18 protein-coding genes and 1 riboswitch are annotated in these 17573 nt (G+C 38.0%); of the genes, 2 read left to right on the top strand and 16 right to left on the bottom strand.

Going from position 1 to position 17573, the window contains the following annotated elements; genetic code table 11:
• Positions 1–76 precede the first annotated feature (76 nt).
• Together HB912_RS05960 and HB912_RS05965 are read left to right on the top strand one after the other, a co-directional pair.
• Complete coding sequence (locus HB912_RS05960) at positions 77–1039, top strand: helix-turn-helix transcriptional regulator (RefSeq protein WP_185372945.1); 963 nt, start codon at positions 77–79, stop codon at positions 1037–1039.
• 207 nt (positions 1040–1246) lie between these two features.
• A complete protein-coding gene (locus HB912_RS05965) occupies positions 1247–2302 on the top strand; it encodes an Lmo2079 family surface lipoprotein (protein ID WP_185372947.1) in 1056 nt (351 codons plus the stop codon).
• 133 nt (positions 2303–2435) lie between these two features.
• Here HB912_RS05965 and HB912_RS05970 read toward each other — a convergent pair whose 3' ends face one another.
• The 16 genes from HB912_RS05970 to HB912_RS06045 form a co-directional block, all read right to left on the bottom strand.
• The gene (locus HB912_RS05970) at positions 2436–3263 is read right to left on the bottom strand and encodes a MetQ/NlpA family ABC transporter substrate-binding protein (protein WP_185372949.1); all 828 of its coding nucleotides are present in this window, start codon (positions 3261–3263) and stop codon (positions 2436–2438) included.
• A 17-nt stretch (positions 3264–3280) separates the two neighbouring features.
• The gene (locus HB912_RS05975; protein WP_185372951.1) at positions 3281–3946 is read right to left on the bottom strand and encodes a methionine ABC transporter permease; all 666 of its coding nucleotides are present in this window, start codon (positions 3944–3946) and stop codon (positions 3281–3283) included.
• A complete protein-coding gene (locus HB912_RS05980; protein WP_185372953.1) occupies positions 3943–4965 on the bottom strand; it encodes a methionine ABC transporter ATP-binding protein in 1023 nt (340 codons plus the stop codon). Before HB912_RS05980 ends, HB912_RS05975 begins: the two co-directional genes overlap by 4 nt.
• Positions 4966–5046: 81 nt before the next feature.
• Positions 5047–5155: riboswitch (SAM riboswitch) on the bottom strand.
• An 80-nt stretch (positions 5156–5235) separates the two neighbouring features.
• Positions 5236–5430 carry a hypothetical protein gene (locus HB912_RS05985; RefSeq protein ID WP_185372955.1) on the bottom strand — a complete coding sequence of 65 codons (195 nt, stop codon included), beginning with the start codon at positions 5428–5430 and terminating at the stop codon, positions 5236–5238.
• Between the two features lie 73 nt (positions 5431–5503).
• Entirely contained in the window at positions 5504–6652 is a 1149-nt protein-coding gene (locus HB912_RS05990) for a sensor histidine kinase (RefSeq protein ID WP_425324768.1), read from the bottom strand.
• A complete protein-coding gene (locus HB912_RS05995; RefSeq protein ID WP_185372957.1) occupies positions 6636–7328 on the bottom strand; it encodes a response regulator transcription factor in 693 nt (230 codons plus the stop codon). Before HB912_RS05995 ends, HB912_RS05990 begins: the two co-directional genes overlap by 17 nt.
• 100 nt (positions 7329–7428) lie before the next feature.
• Positions 7429–8316, bottom strand: coding sequence for a cation diffusion facilitator family transporter (locus HB912_RS06000; protein WP_185372959.1), 888 nt, complete (start codon positions 8314–8316; stop codon positions 7429–7431).
• A 115-nt stretch (positions 8317–8431) separates the two neighbouring features.
• Positions 8432–8740, bottom strand: a complete 309-nt coding sequence (locus HB912_RS06005; protein ID WP_185372961.1) for a thioredoxin family protein — start codon at positions 8738–8740, stop codon at positions 8432–8434.
• Between the two features lie 67 nt (positions 8741–8807).
• Positions 8808–9191: a glycine cleavage system protein GcvH gene (gene gcvH / locus HB912_RS06010; RefSeq protein ID WP_036071028.1), complete on the bottom strand. Its 384-nt coding sequence runs from the start codon at positions 9189–9191 to the stop codon at positions 8808–8810.
• A gap of 48 nt (positions 9192–9239) precedes the next feature.
• A complete protein-coding gene (locus tag HB912_RS06015) occupies positions 9240–9611 on the bottom strand; it encodes an arsenate reductase family protein (RefSeq protein WP_221635656.1) in 372 nt (123 codons plus the stop codon).
• A 626-nt stretch (positions 9612–10237) separates the two neighbouring features.
• Positions 10238–14239 carry a type II CRISPR RNA-guided endonuclease Cas9 gene (gene cas9 / locus HB912_RS06020; protein ID WP_185372963.1) on the bottom strand — a complete coding sequence of 1334 codons (4002 nt, stop codon included), beginning with the start codon at positions 14237–14239 and terminating at the stop codon, positions 10238–10240.
• Between the two features lie 114 nt (positions 14240–14353).
• Positions 14354–14548 (bottom strand): hypothetical protein, encoded by a 195-nt coding sequence (locus HB912_RS06025; RefSeq protein ID WP_185372965.1) that lies wholly within the window; start codon positions 14546–14548, stop codon positions 14354–14356.
• Between the two features lie 454 nt (positions 14549–15002).
• Positions 15003–15335 carry a YxiG family protein gene (locus HB912_RS06030; RefSeq protein WP_185372967.1) on the bottom strand — a complete coding sequence of 111 codons (333 nt, stop codon included), beginning with the start codon at positions 15333–15335 and terminating at the stop codon, positions 15003–15005.
• A 215-nt stretch (positions 15336–15550) separates the two neighbouring features.
• The gene (locus HB912_RS06035) at positions 15551–16117 is read right to left on the bottom strand and encodes a hypothetical protein (protein ID WP_185373818.1); all 567 of its coding nucleotides are present in this window, start codon (positions 16115–16117) and stop codon (positions 15551–15553) included.
• 87 nt (positions 16118–16204) lie between these two features.
• Entirely contained in the window at positions 16205–16750 is a 546-nt protein-coding gene (locus tag HB912_RS06040; RefSeq protein WP_185372969.1) for a DUF3267 domain-containing protein, read from the bottom strand.
• Positions 16751–16879: 129 nt separating this feature from the next.
• Positions 16880–17473: a hypothetical protein gene (locus HB912_RS06045; protein ID WP_185372971.1), complete on the bottom strand. Its 594-nt coding sequence runs from the start codon at positions 17471–17473 to the stop codon at positions 16880–16882.
• Positions 17474–17573 lie beyond the last annotated feature (100 nt).

The following is a 17573-nucleotide window of genomic DNA, read 5'->3' on the forward strand; positions in this document are numbered from 1 at the left end:
CAGTTGGCTTTTCTATTTGATAGTCTTATAATACAAATAAAAGGTTTCAAAAGATGACACTGTTTAGGAGGTTCTGATGCAAAAAGTTGAACGAATCAATACCATCATGCGTTATATCAACAATCGCGCCCATTTTACTATCGCTGAAATCATGGAAGAATTTCAAATTTCTCGCTCCACTGCGATCCGTGATCTACGAGAAATTGAGCAAATCGGCTTACCACTTGTAGCTGAAGTCGGGAGAAGTGGCGGTTATTCAGTAATGAACAATTCGATTCTCCCGCCCATTCGCTTTACGGATAATGAAATTAAAGCTTTAGTCGTTGCTTTCATGGCGACGCGAAACCAGCAACTACCATTTTTGCGAAGTCGTCAATCTTTAGCCGAGAAACTCCTGGGTTTGATTTCTAAAAATCAGCAAGATGATCTCGTCGTCTTAAATCAATTGTTATTTTTTGAGGGCACAAACCCTAATAATCCGGATTTGCTAGATCTAAGTGACTTGCCTCAGCCAATACTTGAAGAGTTGATCCAACTCTCGCTCTACGAAGAACATTTAGAAATCTGGTTAAATGGAGTAAATCATCTTATTTGTCCATTGCGGCTCTACAACGAAAAATCCGTTTGGTGGTTAGAATATTATGATTTCCATCATGAAACTAAAAAAATGCAAAGCGTTGATGAAATTGAATCCGTCAATCCCGTTCAAAGTTATAAGAATAAAAAATGGCCTTCAAAAAAGAAAATACTTGCCCAACTAGCAAAAAAAGCACGACAAGAAAACTTGCATCTTGAACTCGGCGCTAAGGCTATCAGTCAATTCAAAAAATATCATCCACTTAAATTTTCTCTTTCCTATATGGATCCTTATCAAACGAGTGCTGTTTTAAAAACAGAAATTGATACGCATGATGAGGCAGAGCTTCGCGAACTTGTTCATTGGCTATTTTTTCTTGGGGAGGAATTAACTATCCGAAAAATGCCAGCCGAACTTCTAAACGCGTATCGAAAGCGTGCCCGCGAAATTGCTTCTTTCTAAAAAGCAGCCCTGCAACGGGCTGTTTTTTATATCAGTTTTTTCAAAAGGTTCATTTCCTGCCCTTAAATGAACCTTTTTTGCAAAAAGCATTGTAATCTCTTGCTTGCTATGCTATTGTTTATTGTGGCGTAACACAATTGAAACAATCTAATTGTATTGTAACAATCGAACAAATTACGAAACAAATCCGCTTTGGAGGAGATTTATATGAAGAAAGCAATAAGTCTGGGGCTTGCTCTGTTATTGCTTTTCACAACGTTATCTGGATGCAGTTCCCCTAAATCGAACTTTACATCCACATTACGACAATTTAGTTTAAACGAACAATATACCTTAAATGTTCAAACTACAATGAATGAATTTGTTAATCACGAGCAAAGTGCTCTTTTTAAAAACCTAGAAAAAGGCGATTCGCTATCTGCTAAAGTTTCAATTGATGAAAAACAAAAAACAACCTTTGCCGATGTGAATGTCTATAAAAGCAGGGTTCCATTCCATTTTGAAGCCTTGCAAAACAATAAAACAGGTCGTGTCTATATACCGGTTAATACACTTTATAAACTAAATGAAGATAGCAAACCAGTTTTTGGTAAAGACGGACAAAAAATTCTCGATTTTGTTTTAGCGCATAACACCGCACTCAAAGCTAAATATCTTGATTTCTATGAAACAGCGCAAAATTTACTTGGATTCACAATCAACCAAGTAGCCGCTGAAAAACAAGCAAACGAAATCCGTCGACTCGAAAAAGAAACGCTACAAGTCTTATATGATTTCCTCAATCAGATGGATGAAAGCAACTTTAAGCAAGAAAAAGGACGCAAAATATCGCTTCAATTAGACAAGCAGGACTTGAGCGAACTTGCGAGCGAAGTGATGCAAGTATGGGATAAAGATGACGCTGCCGTTCGACTGCTATCTACAGGAAAAGAAATTTCTAAAACCGAAGCCAAACGCATTTGGAGTGACTTAAAGGAAACGAGCAAAGCTGAAATGAAAAAACTGGTGGCAGCAAAAGATGAAGACTTATCCGTACAATTAACATTGATGCAGGACGCAGATAGCAAATTCAAGGATTTAAAAATCCGAACCTTGCGTACATCTGCTGGAAATAAAACGCTGTTCGACTTTTCAACTGACATTGAAGCACTTCCTTTTGAAGTAGTACAGAAGATGCCTGAGGAAAATAAAATCGTAAACAAAAAAGAACTGGATAAAGCTATCTCTGATGGATTGAAAAAGTATTTAGAAGCAACCCGCTAGGACTCAACTTTACTAAACCGCCTAAAAAGGCGGTTTTTGCTTCGATTTAAAGACTAGCATCGACCTAAAAAAGCGAAAAGCAAAGGCCCCATTTGAAAATGGATTTCCTCTGCTTTTCGCTTTTTATTTTCGTTTATTTATCAACTGGAACTACTGCGCCTTTCCATTTATCTGTGATCCAGTTTTGAATTTCTTTCGAATGAAGGACTTCTACAAGTTTCTTGATGTTTTTATTGTTTTTATTCGATTCTTTCGTTACCACAATGTTCGCATATGGTGAATCTTTACTTTCAATCGCAATCGAATCCTTCGTTGGGTTCAAGTTTTGATCCACAACAAAGTTTGAGTTGATTGCTACAGCATCGCCTTCTTCATGATTGTATGCCGTCATCAAGTAAGCTGGATCTAAATCATATTTAAATTTCAAATGCTTCGGATTGTCTTTGATATCGTCAAACGTTGCATCCTCAGGTTTCACACCATCTTTTAGTGTTAATAGCCCTTCATCAACGAAAATGCCAATCACACGAGGCCAGTCAGATTTACTATTCGATAGCAAGATTTGTGCGCCATCTTTTAAATCCTTCAAGCTTTTCACTTTCTTCGAATAAATCCCCATTGGTTCAATATGAATCGCGCCTACATCCGCAAATTTATAGCCTTTTTCTTTTTCTTCTAATTCTAAGTACGGTTTATGTTGGAAATAGTTTGCATCAATTTCGCCTTCTTCTAAAGCTTTGTTTGGAAGTACATAATCTTGATACGTTACAATTTTAAGGTTGATCCCTTCTTTTTTCAAAATCGGTTTGGCTTGCTCTAAAATTTCCGCATGCGGAGTGTTCGAAGCTCCAACAACTAATTCCTTACTATCTCCCGAACCTTTCTTGTCGGCGTTCCCGCCACAAGCTGCAAGGACTAAAACTAAACTAAAAACAAATAATGCACTTAAAACTTTTTTCATTTTGACACGCTCCTTTTTTATCGTTTATCCACGATTTTCGTAAGTAAATCGCCGATGAATTGAAAAATGAAAACAATAATTAAAATGATGATCGTTGCTACAATCGTAATTTCTGGCTGGTTCCGTTGAAAGCCTTCCAGATAAGCGGCATTTCCTAATCCGCCGGCACCAATGATCCCCGCCATCGCAGTAAAACCAACAAGTGAAATCGCCGTAACGGTAATACCAGAAATGAGTGCTGGTAAGGCTTCTGGGATAAGCACCTTGAAAATAGTGGTCGATAAGCCGCCACCCATAGCCTTTGCCGCTTCGAGCACGCCTTTATCCACTTCACGGAAAGCAATTTCAACCATACGCGCATAGAAGGGAGCTGCTGAAATAATCAAAGCTGGCAATGCGGCTTTCGGGCCAATGATCGTCCCAATCACGGTGCTTGTAACCGGAAGAAGTAAGACGATTAAAATGATAAAGGGAATTGAGCGGAATACATTCACAAGGACCGCCGTCACCCAATATAACATTCTTGCAAAAATATTTTGTTTGCGGTTCGTTAAAAACAGCAAGAGACCAAGCAAAATGCCGAGGACAAAAACGGCAATCAGCGAAATAATCGTCATGTACAAGGTGTCTTTCGTGTAACCCCACATGGCTGTCCAGTCAATATCGCTAAAAAATGCGTTCATCCTTCAATCACTTCCGTTTCTACTTTCGCCGCACGTAGCGACTCAATCGTCTTTTCAATTTCTTCGTCTGCGCCTTGAATCTGCACATAAAGCGTTCCGTAAGCACCGTTTTGTGTTTGCGTTAAGCTTCCATGCAAGACATTTAAAGCCACATCATGTGCTTGAGCTACTTGTGAGATAACCGGCTGGGTTGCATTCTCGCTCATAAAGAGCAACTTCACAAGTCGACCTTCTGAATAATTAGTTAGCAAAAGGTGGATGAGTTCTTCTGTTTCATCCGACTCTGTCACTTGTTCGATAAAACGCTTCGTAACATTTTGTTTAGGATGTTTAAAGACCTCTAGCACATCCCCAAGCTCCACCACTTTCCCCGCTTCCATAACCGCAACTCGATTACAGATTTTACGAATAACATGCATTTCATGCGTAATCACGATAATGGTTAAATTAAGGCGCTTGTTAATATCAAGCAAGAGATCCAAAACTTCATCTGTCGTTTGTGGATCAAGCGCACTCGTTGCTTCGTCACAAAGTAGCACATCTGGATCATTGGCAAGCGCCCGTGCAATCCCGACACGTTGCTTTTGACCGCCACTTAATTCGGATGGATAAGCATTTTCTTTCCCAGAAAGCCCTACAAGTTGAATCAATTCTTGCACACGTTCTTTTCGTTCTGCTCGTTTCACTCCGGCAATTTCAAGCGGAAAAGCAATGTTTTCAAATACTGTTCGCGACCAGAGCAAGTTGAAGTGCTGGAAAATCATCCCGATTTTTTGCCGTGCTTTTCTAAGTTCTCGCCCTCTAATTTGACTGATTTTTTTGTTGTCCACTATTACATCGCCTGCAGTTGGTAGTTCGAGTCCGTTAAACATTCGGATCAAACTACTTTTTCCTGCCCCGGAATAGCCCACGACGCCGAAAATTTCGCCATCAGCAATTTCAAGGCTCACATCATCAACTGCACGCACGCGATTTTTACGTGCTAGATAATCTTTTACTACGTTCTGGAGCGTTATCATTTTGCCTCACCTTTTCCCTCATAAACTAAAAATGCCTTCCTGCATGAGCAGAAAGGCATGAATAAATTCAACTTCGCTTTCTTCTCATCTTTCAGAACCATTCGTTCTGCATGAATTAGCACCTTAAGTAAAAAAACACTTAGGTTGCTGGGTTTCACAGGGCATTTCCCTCCACCACTCTGGATAAGAATTTGGAACTATTTTGTTTGGATTGTAGTTATCCTCTATTTTTTTATCTTACATTTTGAAGAACCGTTTGTCAACAGTAAATTACACGTTTTTATCTACGAAAGTAAAATTTGTAACGTTTATCGCATCGCTTCCTCCGTCAAAGCTTTCGGCGGATAGCGTTTGTTCAGCCATTTCACCGTACATATGCTGAACAACCGTTTGACTTACAAAATAAAAAACTGCCAAGACCGTTAAAATCGCAACCGCAAGAATCGTCAGGTTTTTCTTGGTCATCACTTTCTCCCCCTCATGCATTCTAGTTTACCTTTCCAAACTAAATCGCAAAGAAAGAAAAAGATAAGAAAGTTTAAAGATTGAGTAGCGGTAATTTTACCGTAAAAGTCGTCTTCCGGTTTTTGCTTGTCGCTGTCACAAGACCGCCGTGACGTTCCACAATCGACTTCGAAATCGCAAGCCCAAGCCCCGTCCCCGTTGTCGTCCGATTTTTATCCACTTTGTAAAACCGCTCAAACAAATGAGGCAAATCAAGCGCCGGAATTTCTTCCCCGAAATTTGTCACATCAATCACCGCCCAGTCCCCTTCCTCGCGAGCCGCAACTTCAATTTTCCCGCTATCACTGCCATAGCGAAGCGCGTTTGAAAACAAGTTTTCAAACAGCCGCATAATTTGATTGCCATCCCCATTTACAAGCAAATTTTCCGCCTGATAAAGCTCTACAATTTCCGTTCCTTTTTCCCGCGCCAATCCGTCAAACTCCAAAACGAGCTGCCGCAAAAGTTCAACCATATCAAGCCGGTCTTTCGCAAGCAAATAATCCGGGCTTTCAAGTCGCGTATACGAAAATAAGTCATCAATCAACTTATGCAAATGGCGCGCCTTATCGTAGACTAGGTCCGTATAATATTTGAGCTCCACTTCATCGCGGTAACGATCATCGTGAATATAACTCAAATAGCCAAGAATCGACGTAAGCGGCGTGCGCAAATCATGTGAGACATTCGTAATCAAATCATTTTTCGCTTGTTGCGCTTCCTGCTCCTGCTCCATCAAATTTTTCTGCCGAGCACGCATCTTCTCGATATTCGTCTCCAGTTCACGGATTTCTGGAACAAGGCTCGACGTATCCACCGCCCTGTCAGTACCAAGCGCAAAATTAATCGTCCGAAGCTGATTTTTCAGCGCCCGCCCGCGCATAAAACGGTAGAAAAGATAAAAAACAAACCACGCCATAAAAATTAGCAACACATATTTCACAAGAATCAAAGCGGGAGATTCTACAATATTGTTATATTTTCCGCGCCCAAACAAGTCAATGAACGAATCATTTAAGCCACGCAAAACCACCGAATCATCACGAATCGAAAGCAACCATAAATAAATGGTTTGAAGGGCAAATGAAGCAATAAACCAAGATAAAATCGCAAATAAAATAATTTGCCACGGTCGCATCACGTGCATCACATGTTTCAACCAACGTTTAAATTTCAATTTTATATCCTACTCCCCAAATCGTTTTGATGACATTCTCGCCACCCATCGCAACCCGCATCTTATCACGCAAGTTACTAATGTGAACCATGACCGTCTTGCTTGCTCCAAAAGCTTGCTCCTGCCAAATCTTTTCGAAAATATATTCCGAGCTAAAGACCCGCCCAGGTTCACTTGCAAGCAAGTAGAGAATATCAAACTCTGAAGTCGTTAAATGCAGTTCATTTCCAGAAACCGTCACAATATGTTGATCGCGGTTAATTTCAATCGGGCCAATCACGAGATGCTGACTTTCCGGCTTGGCGCCTTGTTGCATTTGCTTAATGCGTCGCAAAATCGCCTTCACCCGCACCGAAAGTTCTAGCGGATTAAAAGGTTTTATCATGTAATCATCCGCTCCTGTAAGTAAGCCCATGATCTTGTCATTATCCTCTGCTTTCGCGCTCAGCATCAAAATCGGCGTTAAAATCCCATCGCTTCTCATTCTACGACAAACCTCAAGCCCGTCTAGTTTCGGCATCATAATATCTAAAATCACAAGCGAGAATTCCCGCTCATTCACAAGTTCTAAAACTCTTTCCCCGTCATAAGCCTGATAAATCTCATAGCCTTCATTTTGAAGATAGAGTTGCACCAAATCTACAATTTCTTTATCATCATCCGCAATTAAGATGGCTGTCATATTAAGATCGCTCCTCTAATTTGTTAGTCTCATTGTATCACCACTCCAAGAAAAAAAGAAATCCGAATCAGATTTCTTTAGTAAAAATTAAACTTTTCCTTTAACTATAAATGCGCTCTTCCTCCGGCTCAAGATGAATCAAAACCTGTGCTTTTGAGTAAAAGTCATAAATTTCTTTTTCAATTTCATTGCAAAGCGTATGCGCCGTCTCGATCGTCATCTCAGATGGCACGACCAGATGAAAATCAATATATTCTTCTGCCCCAGCACGCCGCGAGCGAAAATCGTGAAATTCAATAAACTCATCTTGATGCGCTAAAATAATCCGTTTGATTTCCGCTTCTTCTTTGCGTGATAACCTTTGATCCATAAGCGGCGGGAAAGACTCCTTCAGCAATTTAAAGGCTTCATACATAATATAGATCGCCGTTAAAATGGCAATAATCGGATCCAGAAATAGCCAACCCGTCAAATGAACTAAGAGCAAACTGAACGCAATCCCAAGCGAAGTGAACACATCCGTATATAAATGAAGCGCATTCGATTTCATCGCAACCGAGTTCGCCTTATCTGCAGCCCGTTTAATGATGCGAGAAACGACAAAATTGATGAGTGCGCCAAGCACCATAACCCCGATTCCAAGCATCGGCAGTCTAATTTCATGCGGATTAAAAAACTTGTCGATGGACTCTGTGATGATCCAAATCCCCGCTACAAAAATCAGCAACGTTTCAATCGTTCCCGCGATATTTTCCGCTTTACCATGCCCGTAAGGATGATCCTCATCGGCCGGGCGCCCAGAAATCCGGAGCGAAAAAAAAGTGATGATGGAGGCAAATAAATCCATTGATGAATGGATCCCCTCTGAAATAACAGCGACTGATCCCGTCAAGAAACCAATAATCAATTTCAAAACAACAATCACAAAGTTACTTATCACCGAAAGAATCGTTAAATTTTTATGTTTTTCTACATGACTTGCTTCCATTTCAAACCCCCAGAACTTTTTGCCGTAGTTATCTTATCACAGCCTGCCGCTTTGGGTCTACAGCAATCTTTTTAGTAGTGTTCAGCTCTATATCGAGAAGGAAAAAGTTTTTCCTTTAGGCAAATTTGGAAGTGAATTCAAAGACATCCATCACATTATTGATTTCATAGCGCTTAGCGATAAGCTCGCCATTTCGAATCGCGACAAGCGCAGGAACCGATTCAATTTCAAATTGACTCGCATAATCTGGGATATAGTTAAGGTCCATTTCGGCGATTTGAAGCCCCGCCTCCCCTTTTAACACGAGTTCAATCATTTCACGAGCAACCTGACACCCGCCGCACATCGGTGTATAAAAAAAGAGAAGCTGATCCCGTTTTTCTTCAAGGACGGCTTCAAGTTCCTGTTTTCCAAAAGCAAGCATTTTCGTTCCCCTTTCCACTTAAGAAAAACCGGCTCCACGAAAGGAACCGGTTTTTGCTGTCTATTACTTACGCTTCATCAACGCGTTTTTGGTAATCTCCACTTGAAAGTAGTTCATCTAAATCTGCTTCATTTGTTGCTTCTACTTTCAAAATCCAGCCTTCGCCGTATGGATCGCTATTTAGTGTTTCCGGTGCATCTTCAAGAGCCGGATTCACTTCAACGACTTTACAAGCGATTGGTGCAAGAAGATCAGAAACCGTTTTAACCGATTCAACACTTCCGTATCCACCATCTTTGTCAAATTCATCGCCAACTTCAGGAAGCTCAACGAATACAATGTCCCCTAACTGATCTTGCGCAAAATCCGTGATTCCGATCAGATATGTATCGCCGTCTTTTTTCACCCATTCATCGTCACTTGAGTACTTTAAAGTTTCTGGTATATTCACAGCCATTTTAAAAATTCCTCCTTTTTCTCTCTTTCCTGATACGCTAAATTATTTCCAATCAGCTTCAAATTCTTGTTCTTTAAAGCCGAGTGTTACCTTAGTTCCGTCCGTTGTAAGCGGGCGCTTAATGAGTTTCCCATCAGAAGCAAGCAGCTTGAACGCTTCATCCTCCGGCATATCCTCAAGTTTGTCTTTAAGACCGAGCTCGCGATATTTAATTCCGCTTGTGTTAAAGAAACGACGCAGTGGCAAACCACTTTTTTGCCAAAGTGCTTTTAGTTTTTCCGCAGTTGGCGGCGTTTCAACCAAATCAATTTGATTATACTTCACTTGATTTTCATCAAGCCAAGCTTTCGCTTTCCGGCAAGTTGAACATTTTGGATACCAGTAAAAATCAATCACATCAGTTGCTCCCTTCATACTCTATTCACTTTCTATCATAGAATATTTTGAAGGAAAGCACAACTAAAAAAACAGTATCTCTGCGCTACAGTAATCATCTTACCACGACTCCTATACGAAAGCAACACCAACGAAGTAAGCGCATACAAAAAATATTTTTTCTGACTCTTTGTTTAAAAAAACGACACATTTGCGGAACAAAATTCTTATTTTATTGGAAAACCGCTTGCTTCAGGTGCAAATAGGCAAATGCAGCAAGCGGCTTGAATTTGTTTGGAATAACACAGCTCTAAAACAGCTACGCAAAAATGAATAGTATACCGTTTGTTTTGGAACCATTCAGAATAACACAGCTCTAAAACCTCGGAAAGTTTTTTTCCGATATTTCGTAATCGCGCTACTCGTCCCTAGCAAGGACTTCAATTCTAATGGTTCCTTTTTCATATTTCCGCTTTCAAAGAACATACTCTTTCTTGACTTCTTAGAAACATCGACTGCTATTCAAGTTGTCTATTCACTTGACTAAATCCTCAGTGCTTAATTTGTGTTTCAATCTTGATTCCAAGTGACTTAAATAATTCGAAAATGGTTATTTTATAGGCTGATTTCGAATGCTGATTCATAGTGATCGTGCGCCAACCCATTTATTCATCCACTCGCTTTCTTGTTTCATACAATCCTGTTATCGACTGATAAACAATTGTTGCTTTTAGTAACTCAGCTGTGCTTGTGTAACGGTGACGATCAATTTTTTTACCAAAAAACTCAAAACTGGCTGGAGCACCCATTTTATTGAGTTGCATCAAGTTAACAAATGAAGCCGCTATTTCTTGGGTGGAAGCATCTTTATTTTTTTCGTACAACTCTTCAACCTGCTCTAATCGCTTATGAGCTAATGTGTATTTCTTGGCAAATTCACTGACTGCTATCAAAACCTCAGAAAAGCTCCCTTTATGCTCTTCCACATATTTTAAACTGTTATCTTTTTCAGTCGAATTGCCCGTACTAATTTTCGCGTGATATAACAATTCAACTAAATGATTAGGCAGAATCATTTGATTTCCTTTTTGTGCCTCTCCGGCACTAGCCAGTAAACGACGCCGACCATCTTCAAATTCATAAAGCGCATATTTAGGCAATTTCAGTTGCACAGTTGGACTAACGTATCCTTTACTTTCCAAAAACTGCACGGCGTCTTTTTCAAATGCTGTTCGTTCCATAATCGTAATTCCTAAAATTTCTTGCGTAACTTTTCGGCTTTTTCCTTTTTCATGAGAAAGCAAGATCGAATAAGCCACAATCGGACTGTCAAAACCACCATATTTCGTTGTATCCCATCCATTTTTACGCGGAATTAGTTTTTTTGAAGGTCCTTTTGGCAAAATCGATTCTTTAGAAAAACCACCCGTTTGCACTTCAACTTTTTTGACAATATTCATTTGGTGGTAGCCTAAAACTTTTTTGATCGTCTTGATATCTCGTTCTTTATGCCAAACAATTTCACCATTTTCATCGGCTCTTCTATCTGTATCAAAAAAGCGCATAATATTCGAGTAAAATTGAGTTTTCTCTGTTGCTTTATTATCTTTGAAAAGGTCAAATTTATGGTAATCTCCATAAACAAACTCTGGGGCAAGCTTTGGATAGACCTTTAATAAAGCATTTGCTACAACACCGTTTAGATAAGCATCATGTGCGTGATGATAATCATTGATTTCTCTGACCTTATATAGCTTAGTCATTTGTCGAAAACGACTAGTTAATGCTGATTTCAACGTGATAATTTGAGTTTTAAAAATGGTCTTCCCCTCTGAATCTTTTTCTGCATTAAACTGTTGATGAAGAATACCCGCAACATTTTTAGTAATTTGTCTCGTTTCAACAAGCTGACGTTTGATGAAGCCCAGCTTATCACGTTCTGTCAATCCCCCATGTTCTGCTTTGGTTAAATTATTTAATTTTTTATCACTAATTAATTTCGCACGATGAAGTGAGCTCCAGAAAATCTTTCTATTCCTAACTACATCTATACTAGGAACATCATCTGATTTCCCGCGGTTTCCAGCAGAAGTTACTAGCACTCGATTATCAAGCGAATTATCTGTTATAAAGCTCTGTGGAACAATATGATCGATGTCGTATTGTGAGAGCTTATGTATATCTAGTGGTTTACCTGTATACATATCTCTTCCGTTTTGTAAGTAGTACAAATACAAACGATCATCTTGCAAATCTGCATTTGTCACCGGATCTTCTTTTAAAATATCACTTTTAAGTTCGCGAATCGCTTCTTCTAATTTTTTCAACCGAGGTTTGGAACTATTCCTTCCTCGTGTTGTCGTTTGAGTTTCGCGGGCCATTTCGATCACAATATTTTTTGGCGCGTACCCCATAATCCCTACTAACTCTTGCACGATTTTCAAGCTTTGCAAGATTCCTTTTTTAATAGCAGGACTCCCTGGTAATCCTTGAACAATTTCATCAATCCCCGCAGATATGTCAACGCTTGCTTTTTCAATGATTTCCTTAAAGCTTAAATCCTTATCCGAAATGAGTTGCATCAAGTTTCGATTTCTATTTTTCTTAACTCCATCATCACTCATCAAAAAATCCAAAATCGTTTTTTGCGACTGTTTATCGCGAATGCCGACCAGTAGTTTTTTAGAAAAGCGTCCCCATCCCGTATAATGACGTCGCTCCAATTTTTTCAGAATTTCTTTTGAAAGAAGATCCGAATACTTACTTAATTGCGCTTGAATCATCTTGCGATCTTCGAAAACAGTCAAAATTTTAACAATCTCTTCGAACATTTCTTCATTTTTCGGATCATTTAAAAGCTCTTCAGAAATCCCCAATTTGATAAAATCATGATAGGACTTGAGCGAAGCATTGAAGGAGTTTTCAATCCCGTTCACTTCAGGGCTCTCTAAGCCAAAGACATTGCTCAAATAATTTTCTAGCATTTTCCGAGTTACCTTACGCTCAACCTTAAACAATCGATTAAAAATAGCCAGCTTTTCTTGTCCATTAAAATTTTGTGCAATCCCTCGATCATCCGTATAGGAAACCTTCGTTAATTCATTATAAACCATATATTTTTCATAGATCATGCTATGTTTTGGCAGTACCTTTTCTTCCGGCAAATATGTATCAAAATTCGTCATTTTTTCGATGAATTTCACTGCCGAATTCGTCACATCAATGTTTTCTTGTAAATTCCACGGACGAATTGCCGCATCTGTCGTACGCTCTAACCAAGCGAATCGACTGTTATCTTTCGCCAAAGGACCGACATAATAAGGAATCCTAAACGTAACAAGTGATTCAATTTTCTCCTGATTCTCCGCCAAGAAAGGATAATAAGCCGCTTGTTGCTTGATAATCGCCTGCAACTCTTTCAAGTGAATCTGGTGTGGAATGACCCCATTATCGAATGTCCGCTGTTTCCTCAAAAAATCTTCTTGTTCGATCTTTTCAAGAAACAACTGAGCTCCCGCAAGTCCACTTAGTTTTTTCTTTAAAAAGGTGTAAAATTCCGCCTGAGTCGTCCCGCCATCAATGTATCCTGCATAACCATCTTGTTTTGCATCTACAAAAAATGTTTCATATTCATCAGGCAAATGCGTTTTTACAAACTTTTTCAATGTCGCTAAATCTGCTTTGTGCTCATCAAAGCGTTTCACCATCGCACTTGACAACTTAGCTCTTGTTGCACGGTCATTGACCGTCAAAATGTTCGCGAGTTCCATCGCATCATAAACATTCTTAGCCGCAGCAAAAAGTTCGACATAGTCATCCCCAATACGTCCAAGCAACTCTTCCAAGTCTTCATCATAGGTTTCCTTTGAAAATTGAATTTTAGCATCTTCATCTAATTTAAAAATCGATTTGAAATTCCCTTGATTGCCAACCATCAATTTAAAAAACTGATTCAATAGCCCATTTGATTTTTCACCAGGAAATAGTTTCAGCAATTCGTCGGCTTTTCGCGATCTTGATAATTTATCCTTCAAAATAGCTTCTACTTGGGCATCATCAGACATTTCATCACTAGAATCAGATAAATCATCATAATAACATTTCATAAAATCATGAAACGCTTTTTTGATTGACGTATTTTCCAAATTCAAATCCCCTTCAATCAAAAAATGCCCTCGAAATTTGACAATGTGCGCCAGAGCCAAATAAATCAACCGTAAATCTGCTTTATCTACCGAATCAGCAAGTGACCTTCGAAGATGATAAATCGTCGGAAAATCATGGTGGTAACTCAATTCTTCTTCAATTGTCCCAAAAATGGGGTGTCTTTCATTCTTTTTATCATCCACAACTAAATAACTCTCATCAAGTCGTACGAAAAAGTTTTCATCTACTTTGTTCATTTCTGGACCAAAAATTTCTTGCAAATAATTCAAACGATTCTTTCGACGACGCAATCTACGACGAGTTGTTCGTTTTAGCCGCGTATCCATCGCTACTTGCCCAGCGTCAAACAAACGAACACCCCAAAAATTTTTCTTCACACTCGCTTTACTTGCCATACCAGAAACTTTCATTCTACGTCTTATAAGGTTGTAGTCTTCCGTTAAAACCGCCCAGCCAACACTGTTTGTCCCAATATCCATACTAATTGAATAGTCTTTCATCTCGATGCCTCTTTTCTTTTAAAATAAATTTCTGTTTCGGCAGCGCGCAACCACGTAGCTAGCTACGCCTCCTATTCACCAAAAGTTGTTCATCAATTCTGATTTAATTATATACTATCTAGATATTTGTTCAACATTTCTATTGCCAAAAAAAATTAAATTTGTTAAAATGAGGTTGTTGGAATTATTCAGAATAACATAGCAAGTTAAAATAAGGCTTTGTCCGTAACCAACTTTTAAAGTAGCGCTGCTCTCGGCGCTTTTTTCATGCCCAAACTTACGGAAAACTATGGCAAGCTTATCTTTCATAGCAAGCTCCGCCTAGATATTTCCTTTCCATTTAATTTTTCAAAGCTTTGTACTATTTTAGAAAAATTTATTTTTAGCAATGAGAATTTGGTATAATAGAAGAGAAATATAGCCTTTAGAATCATAACTTTATTTACATATTTTAATGAAACAATCCTTGACAAAAAAAGATGAAAAAGAACCATCAGAATAGAAGTTCTGCTAGGTACGAGTACTACGATTACGAAACGTTGGAAAACTTCCGAGGTTTTAGAGGTATGTTATTCTGAATGGTTCCAAAACGATGTTCTTTTTCCAAAAGTAATCCATAAAGTTTTAGAGGTATGTTATTCTGAATGGTTCAAAACTACTTGTATTTAAAGAAGATGAGGGCATTAGTTTTAGAGGTATGCTATTCTGATAGAACGCACAGAATCTGTGCGTTCTATCTTTCTTTCCTCCTATGAGTTCTTATTCACTCCAATAATTCAAAAACTTCCCCATCTATCACAATTGTTTGGCACTCGATACTTAATGATAAATCACCTAATTCGATTGAAATATTTGCTTTTGAAGAAAAATCTCCGCCTGCCCCCATTTTTTGCGGTGAATCCATGACATCTAATTCCATCATTTGAAAACTATGATCTTGTTTATCAAACATAAATCGATCAGAACCATAGCCATTTTGAAAATAACATGCAGAAACTTTTTCAAATCGTAATTGGAGTTTATTTTGAGGGTTTTCTTCCTCAGCAAAAATAATTTCAATTTCACCGTTCCAAACATCATGCCTCAGCGAATACAATGGAAATTCTGGGTATTCAAATTTTTTTTATTAACCAAGACGTTAGTTGCTATTTTTTTCTTAAAAAAGCTCAATTTTATTCTCCTTTTTCTCCCAGTTGTACCAATATTTTTCAAGCAATTCAAAAGCGACTTGTTGCGTCATTACCTTAAAAGTCATTTCTATGATCCAACAAAACGGTTTTCCTTATTCACACGATTTAAATAAAACATTTATTATTTTCCTTCCGAAGTCATGAAGTTTTTAATGATCTTTTCAGATTTCCCACCAAAGCGAATTCCTGTGATATCCTCTTTTTTAATCCATGCTACGCCATCAGGCGAACCTTCATCCGTATAAACTTCTAATTTAAGTCCAAAAAGATCATCTTCCACAACGATTCCATTTAAGTATTCTTCCCCGCAAAGCAACTCAATCGTAGTGACTTCTCCAGAATGAAGCAAATAATCAGAAACAATCTCCATAATCGAATGTTTGCGTTTCGGCGTATCGCCCTTAAAAAAAGTTTCCTCATAAATCTCATTCAACGACTGACTATAAACTTCAACTGCCTTTAAATCACTCGTACCCATTTCAATTTTATTAATCGCTTCAATTGGGACAGCAATCCATCCTTCTAAAATCCCATTTTGCCGTCGCTCACGGAAAAGAACATCATTTTCCGTTACTGCTTCAATATAGCCGGCATTATAACTTTCAAAATCATCTCCTAAATATAGAGCTGTTAAGTGTTTTTCGTTTTGACATTCCATTAAAGCTTTGCAAATAAATTTTGTACTCAATTTTATTCCCCTTTTCATAATTATTATTTTTTCTATAGATATTTAGTTGCTATTTCGTATATTTCAAGCTCACAGAAAAATGGCTAGTTAGCTTTCATATATTCGAAAACTCGCTTCGGTGTCTTCCACCTTAACTGTTTTTGGTTCTTTTACTAACAAATAGCACCAATAAAAGTCACCCACGCAGCCGCTTCCGTGAACGGTGGCCAAAATAACGTAAACTTCTTGAGGAAACCAACCTAAAAAGAACAGTATAGTTAGAATACTTGTAATAAAGAAAAATGGTGCGATAGAAATCCAGATAAATTGATTTCTTGAATAAAAAGAATTTGGGCTGCTAGCATAAAGCAATCCATTTTTATATCCGAATATCACCTTGCTGCCTGTTTCACTAAACAACTTGCAAAACAAACCATGTATCCCTTCATGAATGAGTAGCGATAAAAATAAGAAGAGCACAGTGATCAAAAAAATAACACTAAAGTGAAAATCCCAAAATCGTGATAAATTTGGAGAAACTATCATTGAAAGAAACTGAAATATCATAATAAAGGCGATCGTAATCCCCAAAGCCATCCAATTTAGTTTTTTAATAAATTTTTTGTCGTTTATCAAATTGATTTCTTTTTTCAATTTCATACTGCTTCCTACTTTCTGAATCTTTAGAAGAACTTGACTCTAGTGTATCTATCCCTAGAGTCAAGTTTTTGTATTAACACTCATCTAAGATTCATTTCCAACAAGCAAGCCTTCCGCACTAAACTAATCAAAATAGTTTTTAATCATTGGATAAACAACAGCTTCGTTCATTATCCGAGCTTCTTTTTCCGCCGCTTTATGAGATAAATTTAAATATTCTTCCGGAAAATTCTCATATTCTTTTAGGAATGTTTCTTTTGTATAAGGTGTAGCCTTAATTATAGAATTCACATTTTTATTTTCTTCAAAAACTCCTAGAACAACGATCTCCAATTCAATAGAAAAATGAATGATCCACTTTTTTTGGTCATTGAACAAGCATCCGTAATCAAGTAAAAGAAATAAAGTACCATCTTCCCATAATTCTTTTAAATTTCTACTGAAATCTGTTACTTTTTCATTTAGATTTAGTTCCATCATTTGTATATTTGCTGGAACTCCAATACAAGGTAGCCGTATGAGCTTTTTTGCCTGGTCAAGTTTAGACAAGCCTATGATGTCTTCTAGACCATATTTCATAAAGTCTTCCAAATCAAATACTAATGTGAACAATACATCTTTGAAAACTTGCTTTGGCATTCTTCTTTCAGATAAAAAGACAGAATCTATATTCAAATAAATCGTTTTTAAATCATTCGGTGTAATCTCCTTTATCATTCTCTTTCCTCCAATATTCTCTCTATAAAGGATTATATTACAAGTTCAGAATTAGGTATTCTTATTTATTGCTTGTAAACCATATGCTTACAGCTTTATT

The sequence above is a fragment of the Listeria aquatica genome (assembly GCF_014223975.1).
GTDB classification, from domain to species: Bacteria; Bacillota; Bacilli; order Lactobacillales; family Listeriaceae; genus Listeria; species Listeria aquatica.